Genomic DNA, 25,697 nt, shown 5'->3' on the forward strand with positions numbered 1-25,697 from the left:
TAGAATTACGGCTTAGGTTTGGTTAAGGCATCAAGGCAGGAAAGACAGGTAAGGGTTTGCAAAACAAGCTGATTCCTATTACCTTAATACTAGGCTAAGGCCTTAATAGCCATGATTGTACCTAAAGCGGCAGTTGGTTTACCACCTAAAATTAGCTATTCTGATTCTGGGCTGTTTTTGGTAAATAAAGCAAAAACCGGATTTCCTGATCCGACAAAGGAATTACCGGCCTTATCCTAAGCCTCCCCAAGGTATTTACCTCCAATACCTGATCACGTGAAAAGTTTGCTAAATCCTGCTTTTTAGTATTTAAAAACTAGTCACATGTTTCAAACCACAGAACAAATCAACCCCAACAAAGCCTTATGGGAAAAAGGCGATTTCACCCAACTAGCCGAAACCATGCGCGAAAGCGGGGCGGCTTTGGTTGACAAGCTGGGCATTAAAAAAGGCATGCGCGTGCTGGACCTTGGCTGCGGTGATGGAACCACCGCCCTGCCAGAAGCAAGATTGGGCGCCCAGGTTTTGGGCGTTGACATTGCCCGGAACCTGGTGGCCGCCGGGAACAAACGGGCACAAGCCGAAGGCCTTACCAACTGTACTTTTCAGGAAGGAGACGCAACTGATTTACATGAACTGCAGGATCACACCTTTGATTTGGTGGTAAGTATTTTCGGGGCGATGTTCGCTCCCAAGCCTTTTGACGTAGCGCGGGAGATGGTCAGGGTCACCAAGCCGGGAGGGAGGATTGTCATGGGAAACTGGATTCCCGGCGACCCTACGTTGGTAGCCCAAATCCTGAGAATCAGTTCTGCCTACACCCCGCCTCCGCCCGAAGGATTTGTAAGTCCCATGCTGTGGGGCCAGGAAGATCAGGTTATTGAACGTTTCGAGAAGGCTGGCGTACCAATGGAAAACATCTCTTTTACCAGGGACACTTTTACCTTTTCGGCCCCATACCCGCCCTCAGAGTTCCTGGGTAAATTCAGGGATTACTACGGCCCCACCATGAATGCCTTTGAAGCCGCACAAAAGAACGGAAAAGCCCAGGACCTGCAGCGTGATTTAGAAGAACTGTTCAAAAGCCAGAACAAAAGCACCTCTGAGAACAGTACCTCCATTCCGGCTACTTACCTAAGGGTTACGGTGCAATGCTAAGTTAACAGGCTGTTTGAACTGTTTTCAAGCCGTTTTGAAGAAAATCAGCCAAAAGCAACCATGTAAACGGCAGCAAGGTCGTTGGCCATAGCTGCCGTTTACATGGTTGCTTTATTCTTTAACTCCATCTGGTACAAGTCAAAATTTGGTGCCCAGAAATCCTTTTCAATCTTGGTGAGGGTGAACCCCATCTTTTCATAGAATCTGTAAACCAACTGGGTGGTTCTTACCACTATCAGCTCAATCACTTCATTCTTTTTCAGGTGGTTGATCCGGTATTCGGTTAGCTTTTTACCAATGCCTTTCCCTTGCAGATCTGGTTTGATGAAGTCCCAGGAAATACGCGCAATTCTTTCTTCGGGGAAATAGTTGATTCCACCTGCTCCAATGATCTCAGCATCTTCTTCCACCACAAAGTAATCCTCCACCTCATGGTCCAGGTAATGCTCCAAATCCTTCTGCTCTGTAGGGTGGAAAAACTCGGGCGTGTTCAACTTTATAAGGTTAATCACTGAAGCTTTGTCCTCTGGTTTATAGGTTCTGATTTCCACGTTTCTTTTAATTCTATTGCGCACGCCTCGACCAAACGTCGGCGGAGCTAAGGTTTAGTTGGTGTTGGAAGACGTTGGTTTTAACTCATTTTATAAGATTCCTGCTTGAAGGAATCCATAGATTGTTCCTGTAAGGAATGTGCCGGAAAATTCCTTCTTGCAGGCAATAGTCCAGAATTTCTATGAAGTCACCATACTTTGAGTTGCCAGTAAAAACGATGTGGACACCGCTCACCTCGTCTATTCTTGCTGTAAACCCCTAAAGATGGCTTTTGATTTCAGCCATCTTTAGGCTGTCATTCTGTTTATCACCGGTTAAACTTACCCTTTTGTAGTCACCATAAGTTGAATCGAATGGCAAAGAGGTTGAAGGGCTCCAGAAGTTTACAACAATTACGCCTTCACTATGGTGTTCATTATGGACTTTACGGTCTTTATAGAAAAGGACAAACAATGCAATGAGTGCTATAAAGAAGCATAAGTCAAATACCTTATTCGTCATTGTAGTCTTTGATGTTTTTCTCCCTGTTATTTAATCCCTTGATTAGTTCTTTCAATACCGCCCAATGGACTTGTTAAACTAGAGCGCAGGCTGTCTTTTTAGGCAATGGTATTCATTGATAATTACTTTTTCGCGCCAGAATTATAAAAAATAGTAAGGCTCAAACAGACGTCCACTGGGTCTTTTGGGCAAAAGATGGAACTCTTGTAAATTCTGGATAAAGTGGTCTTTGCAAAGAACACTTGTCGTCAGAGCAGGTCTATTACAACTTTCTTTGCTGCATAGCTTTTCTGAATCAGCAAGGATATTCTTTTCAAAGTACTCAATCATTAATGCAGAATAAATCAACATTTGGTCTGGCTGCATATAGGGATCAACTTTCCAGTCCTCCACTTCAATAGCAGGGACTTTAATTAAGTATTCTTTATTACCCCAGTTCCATGCCCTGTTACTTTGCCAGAATTGTTGACAATAGAGGCATTGGTAAAGCAACTGACCTTGCAGAGTTTTTGCTTTTAATTCGAGTTCTTTTTTTATGCCTTTACTTTCCTTTACTCTTTTACTTATTTCATCGCGGGTTAATTCAATGGGATGGTATTTTTCGCAAGAGCAGGTATTGGAACCTTAAGATAAAATATTAAAATTAAAGAAATTCATTTCTTTATCCCTTACTATTGCCTAACGTACTTGGCTAAACAACGGCATAGCTGAAGTTTAGGTGTGGTTAGGCAAAGTGTTTTACATTACTGGTTTAAAAATCCCGTAGTCTGTAAATTCCCTCGAATAAACAGTTCTTAGGTGCTTGAAATAGTAGGTCCTTAAGCAAACCACAGGACTGTTGTTGGTTCTCTCAATTATTTCTGCTGTTCCTTTTTTATACTTATGCTTATTGGCTTTTCCCTTAAACAAATCTTTTATTTCTAAACGAATGAGTTTGCCATTTGAGTCAGCAATGAGTTTGATATTCGCTTTTTTGAATCCAACATCATCTTTTCCTTCAAGATTTCCACCGAAGATTTCTTGTAGTCCAAAGAGGTACAGACTATCTTTTGTCTCTTTAAATGTCTGAAATTGATATTCATTCAGGATACATCCTGCATCAGAGTACCCGTTATACTTTTTATATTTATTGATGACTAAACTAATATCAGAGACACGGATTTCCTGATTCTCGATTGGATGTAAAGCAATACTGTCATCATCAGCATTTTGAAGGCTTATTGCGTGAATTCGGCTACTATTAGGTACTTCCGTGAAATATGAAATTGGTAAATTCCACACCTTGTTTACTTCAAAATCTTCTGTCGAGTCCATTATTACAATTCCAAACTGATGTGAGTCTCGACCACCCCACGCATCATAATCGTAAATAACTTTGCTACTGTTAGGAATTCGTTGAATGTACATGTCGGTGTTCCATTCACCTCCATTGCAGGAAGATAGAAGCAATGCAACTATACAAATGCTCTTTTTTTGGTTCTTCATAATTTGCTACAACTACTGGATAAAAGGAACACCTCTGTTTATCTGCTAAACATAAACCTATTACCTCCTGTTAACCATTAAAAATACCAGGTAACCAGACCTGAGATAGCGAACATACTTAGAGCCTAGCCGAAATATACAAATTCGGTAAAGGCAGAGTACCCAGTGATTATTTCTGTTTCAGAGCCAATTCACTCACAACTGCACTAAAACAGAACAGCAGTTAAAAGAGGTTTGCTAGGTATTTGCAGGTTGTTGTATGACTCTTTATAAGTGTCTTTTAAATCCTATCAACTAGTTTGTCACCCCGCTTGGTGCTTAAGCCCTGTATGACGGTGATTTGATTTATCTGGCCATTTTGCCCTGTGAATTTTATTCGGAAGTCCTCGTTTTTGTCGTAAAAGGAATGCTCTTTGTCGGCAAAAACCTCAATTGGGGTGCCGTTGTTGATGGCGAGGAAAAGGTGGTGGTTGGTGCGGCTAATCTTTACCTGGTAATTAGGATTGACATCGTACTGACCCACATATTTCTCCAGGGTTTCTACCGGCAACTGCACCTCGTTGAAAAACTGATACGGCTTCCCAAGCATGATGGAGAAAATGGCCTGGCCAATAGATTCAATTTCCTTGTTGTAGATATTGTTGAGCAAGATGACGCTCATGTCCTCTTCCCGGATGCTGCCAAAATAACTGGTGAAGCCTTCAATGTTTCCGCCGTGTGACACAATTTTGCGGTGGTGCAGTGAATCAATCCAACAGCCCAGCCCATATCCTCCCAGAATTGGAGTAGAGGCCAAAGTCAAGCTTCCTTTTTCAATAATTTTATTTTTCTGCAGGCCTTTGTGCCACAAGAGTAAATCATGGGTGGTGCTGTAAAGTGCTCCGCCCGCGTAGGTGGCGGTTGAATCCCAGGCGGCAGCGGCCATCTGGGCTGTTTTGGAGAATAGTTTATAACTAGTGGCTTTGTTCTCTGATGCTAGACCAGTAAAGTCAAAGCCTGATTTCTTCATTTTCAAGGGCTTTAATACCAACTCCCGTACATTGTGTTCATAGGGTTGGCCGGTCACTTTCTCAATAATCTGCCCTAACAGGTGATAGCCCGAGTTGCAATAATTGAACTGGGTACCGGGGGCAAAATCAAGGGGTTTGGTCAGGTAGAAAGATTGCAGTTGCTCTTTGCTGATGGGCGCGCTCTTGTCTAATTGTAGAAATTCAGGACTTCTGAAAAGCTCGAAAATGCCTGAAGTGTGGCTGAGCAACTGTTTGATGGTGATGTTTGGCCCCGGCTTAAAATCGGGGAAGAAGTTGCTTAGTTTGTCATCCAAAGATAATTTTCCCTGCTCCACCAGCTTCAGCACCACTACCGCCGTGAATTGTTTGGTAGTGGAGCCAATGGGATAGATGGTGTTTAACGTGTTGGGTTTTCTCTGGGCAATATTTTGGAAACCGTAGGCCTTCTCAAAAATCACTTTTCCTTTTTTGCTCACCAGCGCCGTGCCGTTGAACCGGTGCAGGGCCACGGCTTTGTCCAGAAGGGCCTCAATTTGCTGGGTGGTTCCGTGCTGGGCCTGGCTTTGCAGGCAGATAGCTAAACATGAAATAAGGATAAGAAGGAAGGAATTACTTGGCGTTGATTTAAGGGGTAAGGACATGCAGGCGGTTGGTTGCGGAATTGGTCATAGGGGATGTGCACCAAATATATATAAATTCTATTTTAACGAACATCTCACAGCAAACCAGCCTGAGACATTTAAACCGTTGTTGCTTAGAAGACCAGGTGCATACGTTTTAGGCCTCATTTTCAGGAAATAACCCCAAAACGGAACAGCCGTAGCCACTTCCCTTGTTGTTGAGAGTTGCCATTCTTCCTTTCGGCAGGCTTACGTTAGAAGGAAACCGCTGGCACTAGGAACGAAAGAGCAAAAACCAGTATCTTTGCCTTAATGAAAATTGGAATCATCTTTGGTGGACCATCCCGGGAGCGCGAAATCTCTTTCGCCGGTGGCCGCACCGTCTTCGATAACTTAGATAAATCCCTGTTTGAGGCCGTTCCGGTATTTGCCGACAGCCTGGGGAACTTCATTCTGCTGGATTGGCACTACATCTACAAAGGAACCATCCGCGATTTCTACCCGCCGGTAGACGTGCTGCCTAACACGGAGCACGGTCTGCAGATGTACCTGGAGAGCTTGGGCCAGCTTAGCGAGGAGGAACTGAATGACATCGCCTCGCGCGTAGGAAAGCGCATCCATCCGCACCAGTTCAAGGAGCTGTTTGACTTCGCGTTCCTGACCCTGCACGGGCCCTACGGCGAGGATGGCAGCATCCAGGGCTTGCTGGAGTGGTATGGCATTCCGTATTCTGGCTCGGGTATTCTGCCATCGGCTATTGGCATTGACAAGATCGCGCAGAAAGCCTTGTTGCAGCAGCACGGGTTCGCCACGCCAGATTACCGCATTCTGAGCTTGCAGGAGTGGCACGCCACCCAAAACCGCGCTGCGTTGCTGGACAGCCTGGTGGCTGATCTGGGTTTGCCGTTGGTCTTGAAAGCCCCGCACCAGGGTTCTTCCATCGGGGTGTCTATCATCAAGGAGAAAAACCTGCAACTGTTTGAAGAAGCCATCGCGCGCAGTTTGTTCACCTTGACCATCCGCAAGAGCGAGTGGAGCAGCAAGAGCGCCGCGCAGCAGCTGAACTTCATCAAAACCTTGACCGATATCCGTGAGGGCATCGGCTTGCCGGTGCAGACCCAGGACGGAAAACTGGTGTACGCCCCCGAGGAACTGCTGAGCCTGCTTTCGGGCACTTTTTCAGAAAACGGCCCCGAAACGCTCACCCTCACCAACGTGGAGAGCGAGACGCAGGTACTCATAGAAGCCTTCATCAACGGCCGCGAGTTCTCGTGCATAGTGGTGCAGGATCAGGCCGGGTTACCGGTGGCCTTGCCACCCACTGAAATTAAGAAAGGCGGCGAGGTCTTTGACTACCGCTCTAAATATCTGCCGGGCCTCAGCCGCAAGATCACGCCGATAGATTTGCCCACGGACCAGATCCAGGAAATCAGGTTGCAGTGCGAGCGCCTGTACACTAGCCTGGGCTTTAACGTGTATGCGCGTCTGGATGGCTTCATCACCGAGGCCGGCGAGATCTTCCTCAATGACCCCAACACCACCTCGGGCATGTTGCCGTCGTCGTTCTTCTTCCACCAGGCCGCGGAGATCGGGTTGAACCCGTCGCAGTTCCTGACTTACATCATCCGCACGTCTCTGGCTGAGCGGGTGAAAAGCGGGAAGAACACGGCCTACTTGACCGGCTTGCTGAAGAAGTTAGACACGGCCATGGCCGATGAACGCGCGCACCGCCACGACAAACTGCGGGTGGGCGTGATCATGGGCGGATATTCCTCTGAACGCCATATTTCGGTGGAAAGCGGCCGCAACATCTATGAGAAGCTGTCTTCGTCTACCAAATACGAGCCCATTCCTATCTTTTTGACTGGCGACCAGGACTCGCATCAGCTGTACCAGATTCCTATCAACATCATGTTGAAGGACAACGCCGACGACATCAGGGAGAAGATCGAGGCTTCTGAGGCGGGCGTGCCTACGCACCCGGTGCTGGCCCAGATCAAGGAAGCGGCCTCGGGCATCACGCGCCTGTACGCCGGTAACTCTTTGCAGAAACCGCAACGCCTGACCTATGAGCAACTGCAAGGGCTGGTAGACGCGGTGTTCATTGCCCTGCACGGCAGACCCGGCGAGGACGGCGAGCTGCAGACTGAACTGGAGAAATTCCACATCCCGTACAACGGATCAGGCATCCAGTCTTCGCAGGTGACTATCAACAAGTTTGAGACGAACAAGATCCTGCGCCAGAACGGCGTGCCAGTGGCCGACCACATGCTGGCCTTCAAGAAAGACTGGCAGGAGAACCCTCAGGCGTTTTTCGCCCAGATTGAGCAAAACTTCCGCTATCCCTTCATCGCCAAGCCCGCCGATGACGGTTGTTCTTCGGCGGTGAAGAAGATCAAAACCCGCGAGGAACTTGAGGCATTTGCTGAACTGATTTTCAGAAGTCAGATCGAAATCCCGGAAACCCCGGCACGCGTGCTGAAGCTGAGCTTCAAGGAAGAGGTGCCCCTGAAAGGCTACTTCCTCATTGAGAACCTCATCTCCCGCGAGGGCGCGAAGCACTTCCTGGAGATCACCGGCGGTCTGCTCACGAGCTACGGCCCCGATGGCCGTACCCAGTACGAAATATTTGAGGCTTCTGAGGCGTTGGCCGAAGGAGAGGTTTTGAGTCTGGAGGAGAAGTTCCTAGCCGGCGAGGGGCAGAACATCACCCCGGCCCGCTACGCCCGCGACCCTGAGGAGCGCCAACGCATCTCAGACCAGGTGAAACAGGACCTGAAGCGGGTGGCCGAGATCCTTAGAATTGAGGGCTACGCGCGGATAGATGCCTTTGTGCGGGTGCACCCCGATGACAGCGTGGAGACCATCATCATTGAGGTGAACTCGCTGCCGGGCATGACGCCGGCCACGTGTATCTTCCACCAGACCGCCATCAACGGGTACAAGCCTTACGATTTCATTGACCGCATCCTGCAGTTTGGGATGGAGCGCACCAAAAAAGTTATTTCTTAATTCATGAGTGGTTTTCTGAAGGCCCAAACCCTGGGCGATTTGTTTAAGCACCTGTTCATCATGGCGGCCATTGTGTTGGTGCTGTTGTTCTTGTTCTTCTTTGTGTATCTGCCCAGCACCACCAACCACGGCGAAACCATCTCGGTACCCAACCTGGCCGGCATGAGCGTGGAAGAACTGGAGGATTTCCTGGCGGATAAAGATTTGCGCTTCTACGTGAGCGACTCTACCTATGAGCAGGGCAAGCAACCTTTCACCGTGATTACCCAGGAGCCCAAGGCAGGGGAGAAGGTGAAGGAAGGCCGCAAGATCTACGTGAGCATCAACATGAAGAACCCGCCGCTCATCAAGATGCCTAAGCTGATTGAGGGATCGGTGAAGAACGCCGAGATGATCCTGAAGAGCTATGACCTGAACCTGGGCGACATCAAGTACGTGCCGGACCTGGCCGAGAACTCCATCCTGCGCCAGTTTGTGAACGGCCGTGAGATCAAGCCCGGTGAGCCGGTGGCCAAAGGCTCACGCATTGACCTGGAAGTGGGCAATGGTTTGGGCAACACCGAACTTGAGGTGCCGCTGCTGGTGGGTATGCCAATTGACGAAGCCACCATGCTGGTAACCGGTCAAGGCTTACAGATTGGTTCAGTGAGCTACATGGAAGCCCCCAACGGAGAAGCCAACGGAACCGTATTGAAGCAAAGGCCCACCACCACGGACAGCGTGAAAACCATGATCCGGACGGGCCAATTTATAGACATCTGGGTGGCCGGTCCGCAACCGGTAACGCCAATCCAATAAAAAGACCTCTATGCTCAAGGGCCTGACCATCTTTCTGATTTTAATCTTAGGGGGATGGACAGCCCGCGCACAGGTGCTGACCCCACTTAACTCACTTCCCCGTTTAGGGGCAGATTTAGGGAAAACGGCCCTGAAAACCGGTGACGGCCCGCAGCCGCTGGCCTCCGGCGATACCCTGGCCCTTCCTTTCTTTGATGATTTCGCCAAGAGCGAAGGAGCTCCTGACCCAGCTCTTTGGACCAGCCGCGGCGGGGTTTCCGTGACCAACCGGTACGCAGCCAATCCTCCCTCTATCTTCGCGGCAACCTTTGACGGCTTACAGGCCGATGGGCAGCCGTATGGCATAATCACCAGCATCGGGCCCACCGATACCCTTACCTCCAAGCCCCTAAACCTGGGTGGCCTGCAGCCCCAGGATTCTATCTATCTCAGTTTTTACTGGCAGTCCGGCGGTCTGCTGGATGCCCCTGATTTCTCCAGCTCCAACCTTTTCTACCTGCAGCTGGAGTTCAAAGACGCCAACAACGCCTGGAACCCCGTCTGGACCCAAAAGGGAAACGGCCGCTCCACAGATTTTGCCGCAGTGATGCTGTCCCTGAAGGAAAACCGCTACCTCTACAATGGTTTCCAGTTCCGGTGGGTGAGCAGCGGCCGGCAGAGCGGGCTGAGGGATGTCTGGCACGTGGATTACGTGTTCCTGGACCGCAACCGCCGCATGGGCCAACTGCAGACCTTTGACGTAGCCCTCACGCAGCGGCTGCCTTCCTTGTTGCAACGCTATACCGCCATGCCCATCTGGCAATTCCTGGAGAACCCCGCCGCCGAAACCCGGCAACAAGTGGGTTCCGAGATGGGCAACCTCAGCAACGTGCCCGCGGCCATCAGCTGGCGGGCCTCGGTACGGAACCTGACTACCGGCGTGGTGGATACTTTTCTGCGCGGCAGTGCGCCCATCAACGCCGGGACCAAAACCCCCATCACGGCAGCCCCGTCCAGCGCTTTCCTGGGCAGCCAAAACCAGCCTTATTCCCTGGAGACTCTGCTGTTCCTGAACACCAAAGAACCAAACTTCTACACCCGCTACAACGATACCCTGCGGCGCCAAACAGATCTCCAGGATTTCTATGCCTATGACGATGGCTCCGCCGAAACCGGTTTCAGCTATCCCTCAGGCACGGCGGTGCAGCTGGCCTACCAGTTCGACCTGAATAAAATCGATCGCATCAAGTCTGTCAGAATCTACTTTACTGGCACCAACACCCCGGGCACTGAGCTGTTCCTGCGCATCTGGAACGACAACAACGGTCAGCCAGGGACCCAACCAGTGTACGAGCAACGCTTCGTGCTGCCCACGGCCACTGGATTGAACAACTGGCTGGACATTACCCTTGAGCGGCAGATAGAAGTGCAGGGACGTTTTTACGTGGGCTACCGGCAGCCCTCGGGCGGGGTGTTTGTGAACATCGGCTTTGACCTGAACGAGAACGCTGACGGAAAGCTGTTTGCCATGAACGGCGCCACGGCCTGGGGCGCAGTGGCAAATTTAGGCGGGGCTGTGCTTATCAGACCCGTGATGGCTGGCACGTTGACGGCAGCAGGGGATGAACTTGCTACCGTTGAAACCCTGCTGTACCCAAACCCCACCACTTCGGGAGAGTTTTACCTGAGCCAGGCCTTTGACCAACTGGAGCTTTATACCCTCACCGGACAATTACTGCAAACCTGGACTAAAGGAACAGCCAGCCAGCGGTTGACGTTACCTACAGGGTTGGCCACGGGAATTTATCTTGTAAAAGCCCGAAAAGGAAAGCAATTTAGAACCGCTAAACTAATCCATCATAAATGATTACTTCAGATATCACCGCCGCCGAGCTGAAACAACGCCTGGCCAACAACGAAACACCTATCCTCATTGACGTGCGCGAGCCGTGGGAGTTTGAGGAGCAAAGCATCCCCGGCGCCAAATTGATTCCCCTGGGGTCTTTGCCAGAGCAGCTCCATGAACTGGAAGAATACAAAGACCAGGAAGTGCTGGTACAGTGCCGTTCCGGCAAACGCTCTGCCACCGCCCAGGCCTTCATGCAACAGCAAGGCTTCACCAACGTGCGCAACGTGTTAGGCGGTATCCTGGCCTACAACGAAGCTTAAGCAATCAACTTTTTTATAAAGGAGAGAACCCGTTTGGGGTCTGTTTTTCAGAAAACAGTCTCCAAACGGGTTCTTTCTTTAAGGTCTAACTGGGTAAGAATTGCTGGCTAAATAGCTTGTCTAGAAAAGCCTGGCGCTTGTCCATTCACCTAAAAACCTGGTTCAAGTTTTCAACTTGGACCCAACATGCCGGAAGTTTGCAAATAAGTGAGGCAAAGCCTCAAATGGGTTTTGCAGATGATGCCACCCACAGCCTCACACCAGAAAGATGCAGGCAACCTTGGAAGAGGAAGGATTACAGATTTGAATACTGGAGGTCTCCTTGCCTGCCGTTTTCTGCGTTCTCAACAATAGGACCTCATCCGTTGTTGGTGTTATCACCAACAACTATAACTGCGGTGGCAGGTGTAAGGGCAACCACAAGGGATTGTCCTACAAAGGATAAAGCCAGAAGCTGCAGCCTAACTGATTGAAGGGCAATGCTACCTTGAGCGTATTGATTCCCCTCCTCGGAGGGGTAGGGGTGGGTTCCATTTTAGCCCTACTTTCCCCAAAACTAAAACTTAATCTATAATGAACGGCGCCGGACTGAAGCAGAGCACAAAGACTACCAAGGCAAACCAACCCAGGATTAACCTTCCCCTGCTCAATGGCTCCTCGTTGGGGCTGGGTGGGTGGAACACGCCCAAGGCCCTGGACAGTACCAACCCGAAGACGAGCCAGCCATTGTAGCCCTGCACCTGGGGCCAAATCGCCTGTACGGCCAACTGACCGCTTAGCACCCCGGCGGCTACGAGCAGACCCCGGCGCGAATCCGGGAACAGCGGCTGGAACACAATGATCAGGTACAATGCGTAACCACCCCACTTCCACCAGTCCTCCTCCATATTGACCTGCAACGGTAAAAGACCCAGGCCGGCGTAAAACACGAAAATGGTGAAGAGAATGGGAGACAACCGGTTAAAGCGTTCGTAGCCCATCATCCCGTACAGAATGTGGCCACCGTCCAACTGACCGATGGGCAGCAGGTTAAGGGCGGTGAAAAACAGTGAGAGGAACCCCGCAAACAGGATGGGGTAATGCATGATCTCGTAGCGGCTGGGCAGCAAGGCCGGATCTGCTACCAGTTCCTCGAAAAGCCAGAACAGCAGGTTTTTCCCAATGGCCAGGTCATCGGGCTGGAGATAGGCAAAGGCCTGATAATTCTCTCCCCAGGCGCGGTAATTTGGGTGGATGGCGTACAGGTACTCCATTGACGGCAGGTGGGTGAACCCGTAGCCCAGCAACGCAAGGGCCACCACAAAACCGGCCAACGGTCCTGCAATGCCAATGTCAAAGAACTCCTTCCGGGAGAAAATGCGCTCCTTGATCTTGATGAAAGCCCCCATGGTCCCAATCCCGAAGGTGACACCCAGCCAAACGGGGATGTAATAGGGCAGGGTCACGCGTACCCGGTAGAAGCGGGCGGTGAGATAGTGCCCGAACTCATGAGCCGTGAGAAACCCCAGGAAAGCCAGGGAAAACACCAGGCCGCCGGCCACCTCCTGGGTGGTGATCGCCGGGGGCCAGATAAATCCCTCCAATCCGTAAAAGAACGACCTCCCGTAACGCCATTCTGCCCCCGCAAAAGTGGTGGTGGCGAGGGTGATCAGGAAAAGCAGCGCATGCAGGAAAAAGTTACGCTTCATGCGCGGGCAGGGCCTCTTTCAGGGCTTGGTTGATGGTAAGGGGAGGAGCCAGGTGAAGCGTTTGCAGACCCACTTGTTTAGCGCCCTCAATGTGCTGGATGCTGTCATCAATGAAAAGGGTCTCTTCGCGTTTCAGGCCGTTTTCTGCTAAAATGTGCTCAAAAACCTCTCCGCCGGGCTTCCGCATCCGCACCAGGTGCGAGTAGTAGGTTTTATCAAAGAGGCTGTCCAGGCTGGGGATTCCGAAGTTGTCTTCCACAATCTTGTTGAAGGCCAACATGTGGATGGCGTTGGTGTTGCTGAGCAGGTACAGGTTGTAGTGCTTTTTCAGCTCGCGGAGCAGCTCAATTCGCTCGGCCGGGATGTCCAGGAGCAGGCTGTTCCAGGCTTCGTCTATCTGCGCATCAGAGGCCTCAATGAAGTACTCGGCCCGGAGCCCTTCCCTGAATTCCTCAGAGGAGATATCGCCGCGCTCATAGAGGTCAAACAATTCAGATTGTTTCTTTTGGCTGAAATCTACGTTGGCGCCGGTCCTGCCGTAAGCTTTCAGGGCATCGGTTCCTTTGGCATAGTCAATGTTGATGATCACGCCGCCCAGGTCAAAGATGATATTTTTGATTGAAGAAAAGTCCACGATTATTGAGTCTATATTTTGCGATTTAAACGCAAATTTGTAGAATTGCACTCCCAAATCAAAGATTTGGCCGGGCCTATAGCTCATTCGGTTAGAGCAACTGACTCATAATCAGTAGGTGCTTGGTTCGATTCCAAGTGGGCCCACCTGAAAACCAGCCACTTACGAGGTAAAACTTGTAAGTGGCTTTTTTGTTTGCACACAATTTGCACACATTTAGTGCTAAATTCATCTTTAGACTCAGCCCCAGGCTCAAAATTTTCACCAGCCATAATTAGGGTGCTTATTCTTTAGAGTTAAGGTTATCTTGTCTACCCCATCCAGTAATTCGTCTTTGGCTTTCACCGTTGGGTCATACCAATCTGCTTTTATGCTTGCCCAGGCAATCCATTCCGTAAGTCTTTCAGACTCAATATCTAAGGTTAAGGGTTTTATTTTTATTGCTTCAATGTAATCCCGGATGACATTGGCCTGTTTCCAAAAATTAGCCTCTTGCAAAAGGTTTTTGAAGCGGGCTAACTCATTTTCCTGTTGCTGTTCATACTCGCGTTGAATCCTTTCTCGCTCCAAACGTTTGATTTCGTCTATTTGTCTTTGAGACCGAGCTTCCCTCTCCATTTTCCCTTTGTGCTCTAGGGTAGCCACAATATCAGAGAGATAGTCTTCTAGAGGCAGTTTGCCATCTCTCCATTCTTTTGGCCTATAATTAGGCTCTATTTTAAAAATTAATGAGCCACTTGGAAAATGACTGGGGCTATCCCATCTTGGCCCTTTTTCTACTACCTTATTAAGCTTTTCCCGTAAGCTTATCTCAAACTTTTCCTCTTCCACAATTGCTAAGCATGAGTTATGGTTAGCTATAATTTGATAGCCTCTCTTTTTTAAAGCCTTAATTAAAGCATCCGTAAAACGTAACGCTCTAGGTACTTGTGCAGGAGATACCTTGATTTTGATGGAATCAGAGTGAGTATATACAAGGCCATCAAAAAAGCCAAGCTTTTGCTTTTCAAGCTGCGCTTTCGCCGCTAATATTAGCTTATCAGGGTCGGTGAGTTTAGTTAGGACTTTTAATGTTGATTGAGATACTTTCTTAACCTCCTTTTGGGTAGCCTTAACTAAGGATAACTTTGGCGCTGGTTTTATGGCTGTTTCTTGAGGTCCAGTGTAGTTGGATGGTAAAGGTATAATAGGGCTTCCTTTGCCAGATCTAACCTTAGACCAATGTCCAGATTTTGGTAGGGGTACAGATAATCTTTCGCAAATGCTTTTAAATTCTTGATAGGAGAGACCATATTGTAGAGCAAGTCTAGTCGCAGGTATCTCCCAAACTATGCGGTAAAGTTCTTCTCTGCAAAGAGTAGAAGGTTGCTATTTTTCCATGAATTTGAGATGTTCTACTTTTTTGTAAAACAAGTGTTCTCACCTTCGAAAGATTTTACAATATAATAATTAAGTGTAAATGTTAAAATGAGGTTCCGGAATATGATAAATATGAGTAGATATAATAAAGACTCACTTTATTTAAATTAATTAAAACTATTTAGTTCAATTTTAATTCCTGGCTAAGCAGACGATTGGGAGGTAAAACTTGTACGTAGCTTTATAAAATCCTCAGTTAGAGTATGCATAGTTTAATATATTTCTGGCAGCATTAGCTTTAAGCTTGCCATCATTTTCAAATATATCAGCGAAAAACAAACCACAACTATGTTCGGCTTTCATAAGAACAGATTTATGGAAGTTTGAAAGTAAAGGAATGTCCACCAAAGACTTTGGATACAATAATATGCTCTTACTGGCCCCAAAGTGTATGTTATAGGCATACATCTGTTTTAAATCTGCATCTGAAGGACGATAGTCGTTAACAATTTTCCACTTAGTGTCAATCACAATTTTTTTACCAACAATATTTGTTAAAATAATATCAGGCCTTATGGTTTGATTACCCCAAAATAACCTCTTGCTTTGGGTCTTAATGCTATATCCTTTGTAATTAGTAGAGTTAAGCTCCTTTCTTAAAATTTCATAGATATATTCCTCAAAGAGTTCATTCATATCAAGCAAAAGCGCTATGGTGTTTTCTTGACCAGAACTAAAATCAGGGTTGTACTGCAAGATAATTAGTCTTGCAAGTTGCAAGGCAGTTTCATAATGCGAAGTTTTGTGGTTGAGTGTTGGAAGAGAATTTAAATGTGCCTCCTTTATCTGTACGTCAGCAATTCCATCAAAATGTAGAAGCATGCTATGGACTTTGCTCCGAATGGATGAGCTGTAACTCACCTGTCTGAGAATTACGAGAGCCCTTTTCAGAATTTGGTTTAAAAGCACATCAGAGTCGTATGTTTGGTGCTCTGTATAAAACCTTTCCTTATGTATATAGTTTTTACTAATATGTTCAGAAAAAATAAGTTTTCCTTTAAGCGCTAAAGAGTTTTCTTTCTCTCTCCTGTATTTCTTTATCAGCCCTTTATGCAAAAGTGTATCTACTTCTTTTAAGAAATTATTCACATAGAGGTCTAAAAGGGAGGATTTTTTTAGAGACAAATTCGCATTTGAGACAGGATGCAGATCGATTCCTTTGCAAACTTTAAGCATTGAAAGTAAAGCACTTTTCCATTTCTTCTTTGCACTATCTGTACTGCCAGTTTTGTCTGCCTTTGGAAGCACTTCGATAGTTTTTCCCTTAACTTGGAGTACACCAACATAGCTATTGAACTTGATTCTTTTCAGGCCAACTGTAAAATATTTATTACCGTGCTGCTCATTAAGGCGCACTAGGGCATCAAAGTGGGCAGGGCCAAAGCCCTGCTCACCTACCTTTAAATAGTCATGTTCAAAAACCTGGATGAAATTATTTTCCTTAACCTCCATAAATATTTCTGAAAGGTGCCGAAGAGGTGAATGCCATTGGGTTGGCTAGGGTGTATACCTCCTTCACTTCAGAGTCCTCTGGAGAAAATCCATCCCCAAAGATTAAGTTATCACCTGCAGTGGGTTCTTCTAACTTAACAAAGCTACTCCCAAGAACAGCGCCTATTTTATTATAGTTACCATAAAAATATTCCTGTAGTAACGGAAGAATCTTATTGGCAAAAACCTTTTTTAGCTCTTGAAACGGCTCTGTTGATTCAGGTATGTTGATCAAATAACTATGACCTATTTGGTGGTCGCGGTCAAGTAACTTTTCTAAGCGTGCATTTATAATAGTAAGAAGCTTAGGAAGGTCAACATCCAGATCAGGATGGTTTTTTATGGCATTTGGCTGAGGGAGCATTTCTTTAAATGAGAATCTTCTTCTTAAAGCAGTATCCAAAGCTTCAACGCTACGATCTGCAGTGTTCATAGTGCCAATGATATAAAGGTTTTGAGGTACACTGAATTCAATATTAGAGTAAGGTAAGGTACAGCTTAGTTCATTTACAGTTCCAGAGCGTTTGTCATCTTCAATCAAAGTGATCAATTCTCCAAAAACAGAAGACACATTACCTCGGTTTATTTCATCAATGAAGATTGCATATTTTTGATTAGGGTCACTGGTTGCTTTCTCTGCAATTTTTCTGAAAATACCAGGCTTTACCTTATATGTGATTTTATCTGAATTGTTATGAGTTTCAGGCTTGATTCCTTCTATAAAGTCTTCGTAACTGAGGGATTGGTGAAATGTTGTGAAATCATAATTCTTTTCACCTGTAACCTTATTGATAAAGTGCTTGAAAATTTTATTTTTTAGCTCATATGTTTTACCTGTGCCAGGAGGGCCATAAAGAATAATATTTTTGGAGACTAGAAGTTCATTGATTTCATGTAACTCCTGCTCTTTGGCTTCTTCTATCAGTTTGTTAAGTAAGGTTGTATTAGGCTCTTCCACAATTTGCTTCACAGTAGTTAAAAGTCCCTCATCAATAAATATGCCCTGCACATTAGGGAGTAACCAATCAATGGCCCGGCAATGGGAGAAATCAAAAGTTGAATCAAACTCATACTCACCTCTGACTTCACCAACAGCTAAAACTCTTTTTCCTTCGGCTGCAACTACTATATCTCCTATGTTTATACCGCTAAAAAAATTTGATATTTCACCTGCTTTTTGGCTAGCTAATCTGTTATCGTTTTTGTAAATACCATTAGTTTGTAAAGCCTGTTGAATATCATTTTTATTTGTATCACTCAAGTTATTCAAATCCCCAATCTCTGACCAACCAATGGATATGTGGTTGTTCTTGATCATCTCTGATAGCATACTAGGGCCATTTGTTCCACTAGTAGAACCAACTCTCCAATACTTTTTCTTTTCTTCAGGTAGTGGTTGATCCAGCATTTGATAGAGAATATCTTGAGCTAGAATTAGGTTATTTGGATCAGGATAGCAGTTATCATCTAAATAGATGTTTTTTAATTGCAGTAGATGAGAGTCTTTTTGGATGCAGTGTGTAATGAAAGGTCTTACAAATTCCATATACTGCACATAGATTCTACCGGGTTTCTCCTTCTTGATCTTAAGCATCTTGGTAAGTTTGCTAAAAAAAGAAGATTTATAGAAACTGTAGTTAGAGGGGTATCTAAAAGTTAAATAAGTTGCAATTGTTCTTTCATCTTGATGAGTACCCAAGCTTTGATTACCAATCTTATCATATAGTAGCCGGTTGTTTTCTCTGAAATCATCTATCCTTTGTTGTAAGGATTTAGACTCATCAAACAACATCTTAAAGTTTTTTCTTGTCTCTTCTGGAAAAACTCTTGCAATATGGATTATTACGCCACGGCTTTGATGGTAGACTAAATTTGCGAAGTTGATTGATTCCAGCATTTTGGGGAAATCTTCAGCATCTTCATTCCATTTGGTTTGAAAATCTTTTATTAATCTCCATTTATAAACTTCGTCACGGTTTTCGGTTTTAGTAATCTTAGCTTTGTATGCTGTAATGAGTTCATTCAATTCATCTTCATAAATGAAAGAAGAAGTGGTTTGACTTATTAGAGGTGAAATATTAGTCATAGGTTTAGATAATATTAAAATACATTAGATAAAATAGTTCAGTGAATGTTGGGGTTATTTTATAAGTCCTAAATCAATACTTATATCACTAATCAGTTTAGACATAGGGCGCTTACCTATATCTGATGTTTTGGTGTATACGCCAGTTATAAACCTTTTAACCTCTTCCTCATCTTTAAATAAATAATAATGACCATTCTCGTCAGATAATTCTTTTAGCTCATCAATTCTTGATTGTGTGTAATAATAAGCTTTTTGAATAAGCTCAGATACAAGGTCTTTGTGGCGCTCGTAAAGAAGATTATGTTTAAATATTTTAGCGTTTTCTTCTGCTTTTGGTATCAAGATGGGGTCAGCTCCTGGTACTGGCTTCAAAGAAATAGTATAGTCTTTTTTTACACCATTTATAAAATCTGCTTTGGTAACATCAATAGAGAACTGTAAAACCTTATCAAAGCAAGCTACATAGGGATTTAAATGTGTGTCATTCTGGAAGTTTGTTGATCCTTTGAGATTCGAATTACAGATATGACAACTAGGTATAAGGTTATAGAAAGACAATGCAAAGAATGGATAAGTTGATTTATTAAAGAAGTGATCGAACTCTGGCCTAGTTTTTCCAGATTTAGTGTTTAATGTAAAAGTGTACTGTCTATTGCAATACGGGCAAACGTCCACTTGCAGTGCTTCAGCCAAAGTGTAAGATTTATAATTTGGTGAATCAGTTGTAAACTTTTTATAGTTAAAAATTTCTAATAAATTTTTCTTATACTCCTTTACAGCCTCGGTTTTTGCCTCTTTTGTAGACTTTGTTGATTTCTTCTCTTCTAAAACATCATTAAGTAATGGTTCAATTAAGTTTGCAAGGGTTTGTAATTCATCAGGTTTAGAAGTGATAATTTTTTTGAAATTTTTAATTAAAGTAATTATAAATAAACCTTCTTTATGCGTAGTTGTGGGAAAGTTCAGAAGATTTGCAAATAGACTATAAGGTGGTAATATTAGAGCTCTGTAATGTTGTGTAACAAGTTTGTCAAGGAGTGGTTGTTTAATGTTAATTCTGACCATTTCTAATTCGTAGTTTTTCTTGAGCCTCTTCTAATCTAATTCTTAGTAATTCAACTTCTTCTTCAAGGCCAAATTTTTCAACCCACATAGACTCTAATTTTCTTCTTATAACAGGTTCACCTATTATATTTATAAGGCTCTTCATTCTTGCTTTTGTATTAGATAACTGCTCTTGGCTTTCTTCCTCGCCCGGAATATTGTTAGGGGTGTTCAAGAATTCAATAAGAGAGTTAATCTTGTTTTTAGCTAGATCACCTATTAATCCTCCGCTTAAGAAAAAGGATTCGGTTAACAAGGTGTGAATATTTGAAGCAAAGGTATTATTTGGGCGAATAAGTGTATCTACTTCGCACTTTCCATCTCCTCCTCTTTTAATAAAATTAATATTAGCAGTTGGTATGTCGGAAGCAATGAAAGGGGAGTTTGAAGCTATAATGACTTGAATATTGTACCCTGCAAAAATCATAGATAAGAAGTCAGTAACTTGTTTTACAAACTGCTTTTGCCATTGAGGATGATAAAAGGTCTCGCCTTCATCAATCATTATTGTGCAATGTTCTGCATTATCATATATTACGTCGCTTCCTTCAGCATCTAAAATCCTTTTATATGCTTCAAAAAATCTTGAATAAAGATTTAGATAAGCTTGTTGACCAGAGCTTAATCCCATCCAATATCTTTTAATTATGTCAACACTATTAGAAAACTCTGTGTAGTATCTAATGAAGGTGTAAAAATCTTCCTTCGAATCTTCGTTTATTGTAAGGACAAAAGATCTATTTACTTTACGAATATAAGAGTTTGCTTCTTCTTGTTCCTCTACAATAAGTAATCCTCTTTCAAATAAACTTACTAGTGAGTGTTTTATCTGGCTTAGAACCTGATCAATCTCTTTAAGTTCATTTGAAATATTTGAATCACCTTCCAAAGTGCCAAAAACAAGTTTGTTAAAATCTTGTGGTTCAATTTCTTTAAAATATTCAGGATGGTGCTTAAGTATTATAAGCAGAAGGTCTAAATTTATTAGTATAGTAAGTTCTTCAATTTTACTAAGTGAGGGATTGTATTGTCTGTTGTAAAAATTGGGAGATTCATTAGTTAAATATTTTAATTGATCAAGCTCAACTGTTCCAAAGAACTCTTCACTTAAATCTATTTTCTTTATTACATCTTCCGCCTTTTCAAAAGTAATATGAAGTTTAGATGGTATATCAAAGGGTAATTTGATGTGCCTATCACCTCTAATTGATAATAAGAACTCGGTTTGGTTTTTTATTTCTTCATTGTAATAACCTGCGGGGAAGTCATCTCTTATGACTGCTGAATGATATATTTTATAGCTTGTTGAAATATCTATTAAATGCGATATGCCATACGTGCCAGGTCTTTCAAAGTTAGAAGCATAGAAGATATACTTAGTTGAGTAGATTTTACTTTTTAAATCCCAATCACAATTGCTTGAACCATTCAGCCTTAGTATATCCTCATCGAATTCTAAAAGCACGAATCCAAGTGACCGCAACTGTTCTTGGTTAACTAACTCAATATCTTTGTGCTTGAATATTATATTTTCTAAAATGACTAGAAATACGTTTTCTTCTTCATATAAATCTGTTGATCCATTACCAACAGATGCTATTCTAGTCATAATGAAATCTATAATATTAGATTTTCCTGCCCCATTTTCTCCTAGGATTCCTGTTAGAGAAACAATGTTGCTGGTATAAAATCCCTCAGGTATAGAATTCGCATTGGGAGTTGTAGATAGCTCCTTAGTGATTGAGCTGTAACTAATAATATACTTATCTGTAAAGGAGAAACCTTGTTCTTCGATGTTTCTGAATTTTTTAATCCAGAGGTATTTTAAGTCCATTTAATAATATTAAAATTCAATCTATAAATCCATTTCGGCCCCGTTTACCCGCAGCCACTCTTTCCGTTCCCGGTAATCAGGCAACACCTTATCAACTTCATTCCAGAAGGCTTCGCTGTGATTGGGGTGAAGTAGGTGAGCCAACTCATGCACCACAATATAGTCCAGAACTTTTAAGGGGGCCATCATGCACTTCCAGTGGAAGTTAAGATCTCCTTTTGGGTTGCAGCTGGCCCAGCGGTTTTGCAGTTCTATGATGCGGATTTTACCAGTAGTGACCCCTAACAGTTTCTTGTAAAAGTGAACTCGGGCATTAATTCGGTTGGTGCCTTTCTCTTTGTAGAATAGCTTGAAAACCTTTTCTGCGTTTGCGGCTTTTTTTTTAAGCAGCCGGAAATAACCATCTTTCAGCTTGAGCGGGACTTCCTGTTTTTCCACTAACTCAAGCCGGTAATTTCGGCCCAAATAGAGGTAGCTTTCCCCGTTGACGGCTTCGCGTACTTTTCTTACCTGGTTCAGCTCTTCTAGCTCTGCCTGGTGCTTAAAGATGCTGGAAGCGCGGCTATCAACTAATTCATCAATGGCAATGTCTGGCAGGTCTTTTGGAGCCATGACCATGACTTCGCCGTCCCGTTCAACATAAATGCTGACTGTTTTGCGATGGCTGCGTTTCAGGTTATATGGTATTAGGTGCTTACTGCTCTTCATGAATCAACTCGTTGTGTCTGCGCCTGGCCAAATCCAGCAGGTCATTTATAATCTTGTCGCTTTTATCAATGAGGGGCATCACCTCAGAGGAAATGAGGATGTCTGATAAATCACCTTTCAACAAGCCTATCTCGTTGCCCTTCTCCCAAAAGCTGGTGAACTTGATAGTGCCGCGCATAAGCTTTACGGCTTCTTTCAAGACGGCTTTAGCCTTTTCTTCGTCCTCAGTTGATGGGGCTTTGCCTTTGTAGGCCGTTTGCAGCATTAGGTCATAGAAAGGGGCTTCGGTGGCGGAAAGCCCAGCTATGCCTTCCTGCCTTCCGGCAGCGGCTTCATTGCGCAGGTCTTCCAAGGCCTTTACCATGGCATCCCAGTCTTCATTGTGCTGTTGGAGGAGTTTCTCCAGACGCTCGCTTAGTTTGGTGTAGAAGGCGGGGTCATCATCCAGGTTTACCTTGATGTGCTTTCTGATGGCGTGCTCCATTTCCGAGGCCACGGCCTTGGGATTGCTGTTCTTCTTGGCCTCTTTCACGAAGTCTTTTGACAGCAACTCTACTGGCGGAATTTTAGGATTGATGCCCAGGCTTACCAAATGCTCATTAATGAGCTGGCGTATCTTTTCTCCGGCTCCCTCAATGGTGATGGTGTCGTCTTTGTAGCGGTTCCGGATGAGGATTTGCAGGTGCCCTAATTGCTTGGCAGGGATGCGGTACGGCGAGGCGGCAGGTCGGGGCAAGATGATGTTCATGCTTTCCATGAACTGCTTTAAGTACACATCAAAGCTGGAGCGGAATTTTATGTCTTCGGCTAGTTCAATGCATTGTTCCTGGATCTTCAGCTGGGCGGCAATGTCTTTTATCTGCTGGTTCAGGTACTTCTCTATTGTGGCTACACCCTTGCCTTCAAAGAGCTGTAACAAGCGGCGGTACCGGGCTTCCAGCACAGGTATCTCGGTTTCCACGCCCTTCAGATTCTCCATAATTTCCTGTACCTCATCGGTGGCGTAGATGCTGAGGGCAGCCTGGAGGTTCTGGGTGTTGGTGGCGTAGTCTACCACAAAACCGCGAGGCTTGTTTTTGTAGGTGCGGTTCACGCGGGCAATGGCCTGCAGCAGGTTGTGCTCCTTCAGCTTTTTATCCAGGTACATGACCTGTTCAATAGGCGCATCAAAGCCGGTGAGCAGCATGTCACAGACCACCAAAAAGGCTATACCGGTGTCTGGGTTCTGATAGTCAAAAGCCTTTTTGAAATTGTCAACAGCGTTGGCAGAGGCGGCTTCTTTGCGGGCCTGCGTGATGATGGCTTCTTCGTTGGTCCCTTGGCTGGAGACCACGGCATAGACCTTCAGGAACTCCAGCTTTTTGATTTGTTCCTGGTCTGGGGTAGGCTGGGCTTTGAGTTCGTCTGCTTTTTCCTGTAGGGCTTTTTGCAGGGCATTTTTGTAGCGCACGGCGGCTAATACCGAACTGGTGACTACCTGGGCCTTAAATCCATCGGGCAGAATGTTTTGGGTATAGTGCTGCACAATGTCTTTGGCAACGGCGGTCACGTGGTTCTCAGCTTCGCGCAGGTCACTGCCTATGGCGTATTTGCGCTTGATGAGCTCTTTCTCTTTCTGCTCTTTGCTACCGAAGGCTTCCTCAAATTTCTGGTCAAGCTCGGCTTTTTCTTTAATGGCGTTGTCTGGCTGACGGCCTTCGTAGAGGATAGGAATAGTGGCCCCGTCGTTCACGGCATCGCGGAGGCGGTACTGGTCTATATAGCCGCCAAAGCGCTCATGTGTCTTTTTCTTGTGCCGCTCGGTAATGAGGGGCGTACCGGTAAAGGCAATCTTGGTGGCATTAGGAAAAGCCTCAAACAGGTTGTTGCCCAAATCACTGCTCTGGGTGCGGTGGGCCTCGTCTATGAGAATCAGGATTTTCTCTGAAGGGTTTACTTCGCCGAAGACATTGTACAGCATCACCGGGTCTGCGGCTTGACTCAGTATTTCTCCGGCTAAGCCCGTTAGCTTGTACTCTTTCGCCTGAAATTTGTGCATCATCACCATCACGGTGTTGCTGGTGGGGGTGGAGAGCTTGGGCTTTACGTCTTTGATGCTTTCTACGTAGTCAATCTTCTCACCGGTGAGCGTGGCGGTGTCACCTAGTTGTTCCTCTAAATCTGTGCGGTCATTTACCAGCAGCACTTTGTAATCAGCCAGTTGAGGCATAGTGCGCAGTTTCCTGATGAGCATGACCATGGTGAGGCTTTTGCCGGAGCCTTGAGTATGCCACACTACGCCGGAGCGTTCCATGGGCGTTTGGCCGGTTTTGAGGCGCTCTACTATTTTACCCACGGCGCGGTACTGCTGATACCGGCACACAATCTTGGCTTCTTTTCCGCCATTCAAAGGCATGAACAAAGTAAAGCTTCGCACAATGTCCAGCAGGGTAGCGGGCGGAAGGATTCCCTGCACCAGCCGTTCTTGGCTGCGCTCTACGTCTAGCGGTTTTATGTAGTGCTGAAAAGCATCGGGGTAAATGTACTTCCACTCCGCGAAGAACTGCTCGTCCAGACTGGTGATGGTGCCGTAGCAGGCCTTGTCTCCGTAGGTGGCCACGCAGACTTGGTTGTACCAGAACAGACTTTCCTCGCCTTCTTTCAGGCCGGCGGCGTGGGTGGCGGGGCGTTGGTTGCTGTAGCGTTGTAGTTGTTTCAGGGCCTCGTGCAGCGGGTTGGTGGTGTAGGCGTTGGTGTTTTTGCACTCTACCACCACCAGCGGTAGCCCGTTCACAAATAGTACTACGTCTGGAATGATGCAGGCTTTGCCCAGCCCCGGCGTGTCTATCTTGAACTGGTTAATGGCAATAAAACTATTGCGCTCTGGTTGGTCAAAGTCTATGAGCTTGACGGGGCGCGGGTCTGCGGGGTCGTCTTGGTAGTCTGCCCGCAGGCTGTTGTGGAGCAGCGTGTGCGTAAAGGTTTTATTGGCCTCCAGCAGGGACTTGCGCCCGAAGTCGCTGATTTCTGTGTATAGCTCTTCTACCTGTTTTTCGCTGAGCCAGGGCTGACCGGCCTCGTCTAGGTTAATACTCCGGATGGCCTCTTTGAGCACGCCCGGCAGCAGCACTTCTTTGAAGCTGGTGCGCAGTGAAAGCGTGGGGTCTGTGGGAATACCGGCGGGCTGCTGGTACACCTGCCAACTCAGGTTAGCCAGTTGCTGCAACAGAGGCTGCTCTACTAAGGTCTGTTCCGTCATGATGGTATAGAATTTTGCGGCTTCTCCTATTTCCTTTACCCTTTATGAAGAAGCGTTTTTAAGCTATTCTTTAGAAAACAGGCCGAAAACAGAAAGGGATTGGCTTGCTTGAAAAATCATGGTATTAAATAATGAGCGAAGAATTTTCTTCTCTGGTTCCAGCGTCTGCTTTTTACGTTTCCGGCCTGTTTTTCAGGAATAGGGCCTA

The 25,697-nt window shown here is 45.6% G+C and carries 19 protein-coding genes and 1 tRNA gene; 7 read left to right on the forward strand and 13 right to left on the reverse strand.

The window, feature by feature from the left end; translation table 11 throughout:
* The first annotated feature begins 111 nt into the window (after window positions 1-111).
* Together J3P34_RS22280 and J3P34_RS19545 are read left to right on the forward strand one after the other, a co-directional pair.
* Window positions 112-240, forward strand: coding sequence for a hypothetical protein (locus J3P34_RS22280; protein ID WP_282597097.1), 129 nt, complete (start codon window positions 112-114; stop codon window positions 238-240).
* Between the two features lie 84 nt (window positions 241-324).
* The gene (locus J3P34_RS19545) at window positions 325-1,158 is read left to right on the forward strand and encodes a class I SAM-dependent methyltransferase (protein WP_246853813.1); all 834 of its coding nucleotides are present in this window, start codon (window positions 325-327) and stop codon (window positions 1,156-1,158) included.
* Window positions 1,159-1,256: 98 nt separating this feature from the next.
* On the opposite strand, the gene J3P34_RS19550 is transcribed toward J3P34_RS19545, so the two are convergent.
* The 4 genes from J3P34_RS19550 to J3P34_RS19565 form a co-directional block, all read right to left on the reverse strand.
* A complete protein-coding gene (locus J3P34_RS19550) occupies window positions 1,257-1,709 on the reverse strand; it encodes a GNAT family N-acetyltransferase (protein WP_210490326.1) in 453 nt (150 codons plus the stop codon).
* Between the two features lie 643 nt (window positions 1,710-2,352).
* Window positions 2,353-2,703, reverse strand: a complete 351-nt coding sequence (locus tag J3P34_RS19555; protein ID WP_210490327.1) for a hypothetical protein — start codon at window positions 2,701-2,703, stop codon at window positions 2,353-2,355.
* A 246-nt stretch (window positions 2,704-2,949) separates the two neighbouring features.
* Complete coding sequence (locus J3P34_RS19560; protein WP_210490328.1) at window positions 2,950-3,696, reverse strand: hypothetical protein; 747 nt, start codon at window positions 3,694-3,696, stop codon at window positions 2,950-2,952.
* Window positions 3,697-3,976: 280 nt separating this feature from the next.
* Window positions 3,977-5,347 (reverse strand): serine hydrolase domain-containing protein, encoded by a 1,371-nt coding sequence (locus J3P34_RS19565; protein ID WP_210490329.1) that lies wholly within the window; start codon window positions 5,345-5,347, stop codon window positions 3,977-3,979.
* Window positions 5,348-5,638: 291 nt separating this feature from the next.
* On the opposite strand from J3P34_RS19565, the gene J3P34_RS19570 reads away from it, so the two are divergent.
* From J3P34_RS19570 to J3P34_RS19585, 4 genes are read left to right on the forward strand one after another with little or no spacing between them, the layout of a single operon-like run.
* Window positions 5,639-8,338 (forward strand): D-alanine--D-alanine ligase family protein, encoded by a 2,700-nt coding sequence (locus J3P34_RS19570; RefSeq protein WP_210490330.1) that lies wholly within the window; start codon window positions 5,639-5,641, stop codon window positions 8,336-8,338.
* Window positions 8,339-8,341: 3 nt separating this feature from the next.
* Complete coding sequence (locus J3P34_RS19575) at window positions 8,342-9,136, forward strand: PASTA domain-containing protein (RefSeq protein ID WP_210490331.1); 795 nt, start codon at window positions 8,342-8,344, stop codon at window positions 9,134-9,136.
* 10 nt (window positions 9,137-9,146) lie between these two features.
* Window positions 9,147-10,982, forward strand: coding sequence for a T9SS type A sorting domain-containing protein (locus tag J3P34_RS19580; protein WP_210490332.1), 1,836 nt, complete (start codon window positions 9,147-9,149; stop codon window positions 10,980-10,982).
* Window positions 10,979-11,284: a rhodanese-like domain-containing protein gene (locus J3P34_RS19585; RefSeq protein WP_210464345.1), complete on the forward strand. Its 306-nt coding sequence runs from the start codon at window positions 10,979-10,981 to the stop codon at window positions 11,282-11,284. Before J3P34_RS19580 ends, J3P34_RS19585 begins: the two co-directional genes overlap by 4 nt.
* A gap of 563 nt (window positions 11,285-11,847) precedes the next feature.
* Here the strand turns inward: J3P34_RS19585 and J3P34_RS19590 are convergent.
* Both J3P34_RS19590 and J3P34_RS19595 read right to left on the reverse strand, forming a co-directional pair.
* Complete coding sequence (locus J3P34_RS19590) at window positions 11,848-12,972, reverse strand: site-2 protease family protein (protein WP_210490334.1); 1,125 nt, start codon at window positions 12,970-12,972, stop codon at window positions 11,848-11,850.
* The gene (locus tag J3P34_RS19595) at window positions 12,962-13,606 is read right to left on the reverse strand and encodes an HAD family hydrolase (RefSeq protein ID WP_210490335.1); all 645 of its coding nucleotides are present in this window, start codon (window positions 13,604-13,606) and stop codon (window positions 12,962-12,964) included. Before J3P34_RS19595 ends, J3P34_RS19590 begins: the two co-directional genes overlap by 11 nt.
* A gap of 72 nt (window positions 13,607-13,678) precedes the next feature.
* On the opposite strand from J3P34_RS19595, the gene J3P34_RS19600 reads away from it, so the two are divergent.
* Window positions 13,679-13,752, forward strand: a tRNA-Ile gene (locus tag J3P34_RS19600).
* 115 nt (window positions 13,753-13,867) lie between these two features.
* Here the strand turns inward: J3P34_RS19600 and J3P34_RS19605 are convergent.
* From J3P34_RS19605 to J3P34_RS19635, 7 genes are all read right to left on the reverse strand, one after another.
* Window positions 13,868-14,437: a hypothetical protein gene (locus J3P34_RS19605; RefSeq protein WP_210490337.1), complete on the reverse strand. Its 570-nt coding sequence runs from the start codon at window positions 14,435-14,437 to the stop codon at window positions 13,868-13,870.
* Between the two features lie 780 nt (window positions 14,438-15,217).
* A complete protein-coding gene (locus J3P34_RS19610) occupies window positions 15,218-16,477 on the reverse strand; it encodes an McrC family protein (protein WP_210490338.1) in 1,260 nt (419 codons plus the stop codon).
* A complete protein-coding gene (locus tag J3P34_RS19615) occupies window positions 16,467-18,602 on the reverse strand; it encodes an AAA family ATPase (RefSeq protein WP_210490340.1) in 2,136 nt (711 codons plus the stop codon). The genes J3P34_RS19610 and J3P34_RS19615 overlap by 11 nt, the downstream gene beginning before the upstream one ends.
* Before the next feature lie 54 nt (window positions 18,603-18,656).
* Entirely contained in the window at window positions 18,657-19,670 is a 1,014-nt protein-coding gene (locus J3P34_RS19620) for a hypothetical protein (protein WP_210490341.1), read from the reverse strand.
* Window positions 19,657-21,543, reverse strand: coding sequence for a hypothetical protein (locus J3P34_RS19625; RefSeq protein WP_210490342.1), 1,887 nt, complete (start codon window positions 21,541-21,543; stop codon window positions 19,657-19,659). Before J3P34_RS19625 ends, J3P34_RS19620 begins: the two co-directional genes overlap by 14 nt.
* Before the next feature lie 21 nt (window positions 21,544-21,564).
* Entirely contained in the window at window positions 21,565-22,251 is a 687-nt protein-coding gene (locus J3P34_RS19630; RefSeq protein ID WP_210490343.1) for a M48 family metallopeptidase, read from the reverse strand.
* Window positions 22,238-25,489 carry a type I restriction endonuclease subunit R gene (locus J3P34_RS19635; RefSeq protein WP_210490344.1) on the reverse strand — a complete coding sequence of 1,084 codons (3,252 nt, stop codon included), beginning with the start codon at window positions 25,487-25,489 and terminating at the stop codon, window positions 22,238-22,240. Before J3P34_RS19635 ends, J3P34_RS19630 begins: the two co-directional genes overlap by 14 nt.
* Between the last annotated feature and the right edge of the window lie 208 nt (window positions 25,490-25,697).

The organism is Rufibacter aurantiacus, from assembly GCF_017916345.1.
In the GTDB taxonomy this organism is placed as follows: domain Bacteria; phylum Bacteroidota; class Bacteroidia; order Cytophagales; family Hymenobacteraceae; genus Nibribacter; species Nibribacter roseolus.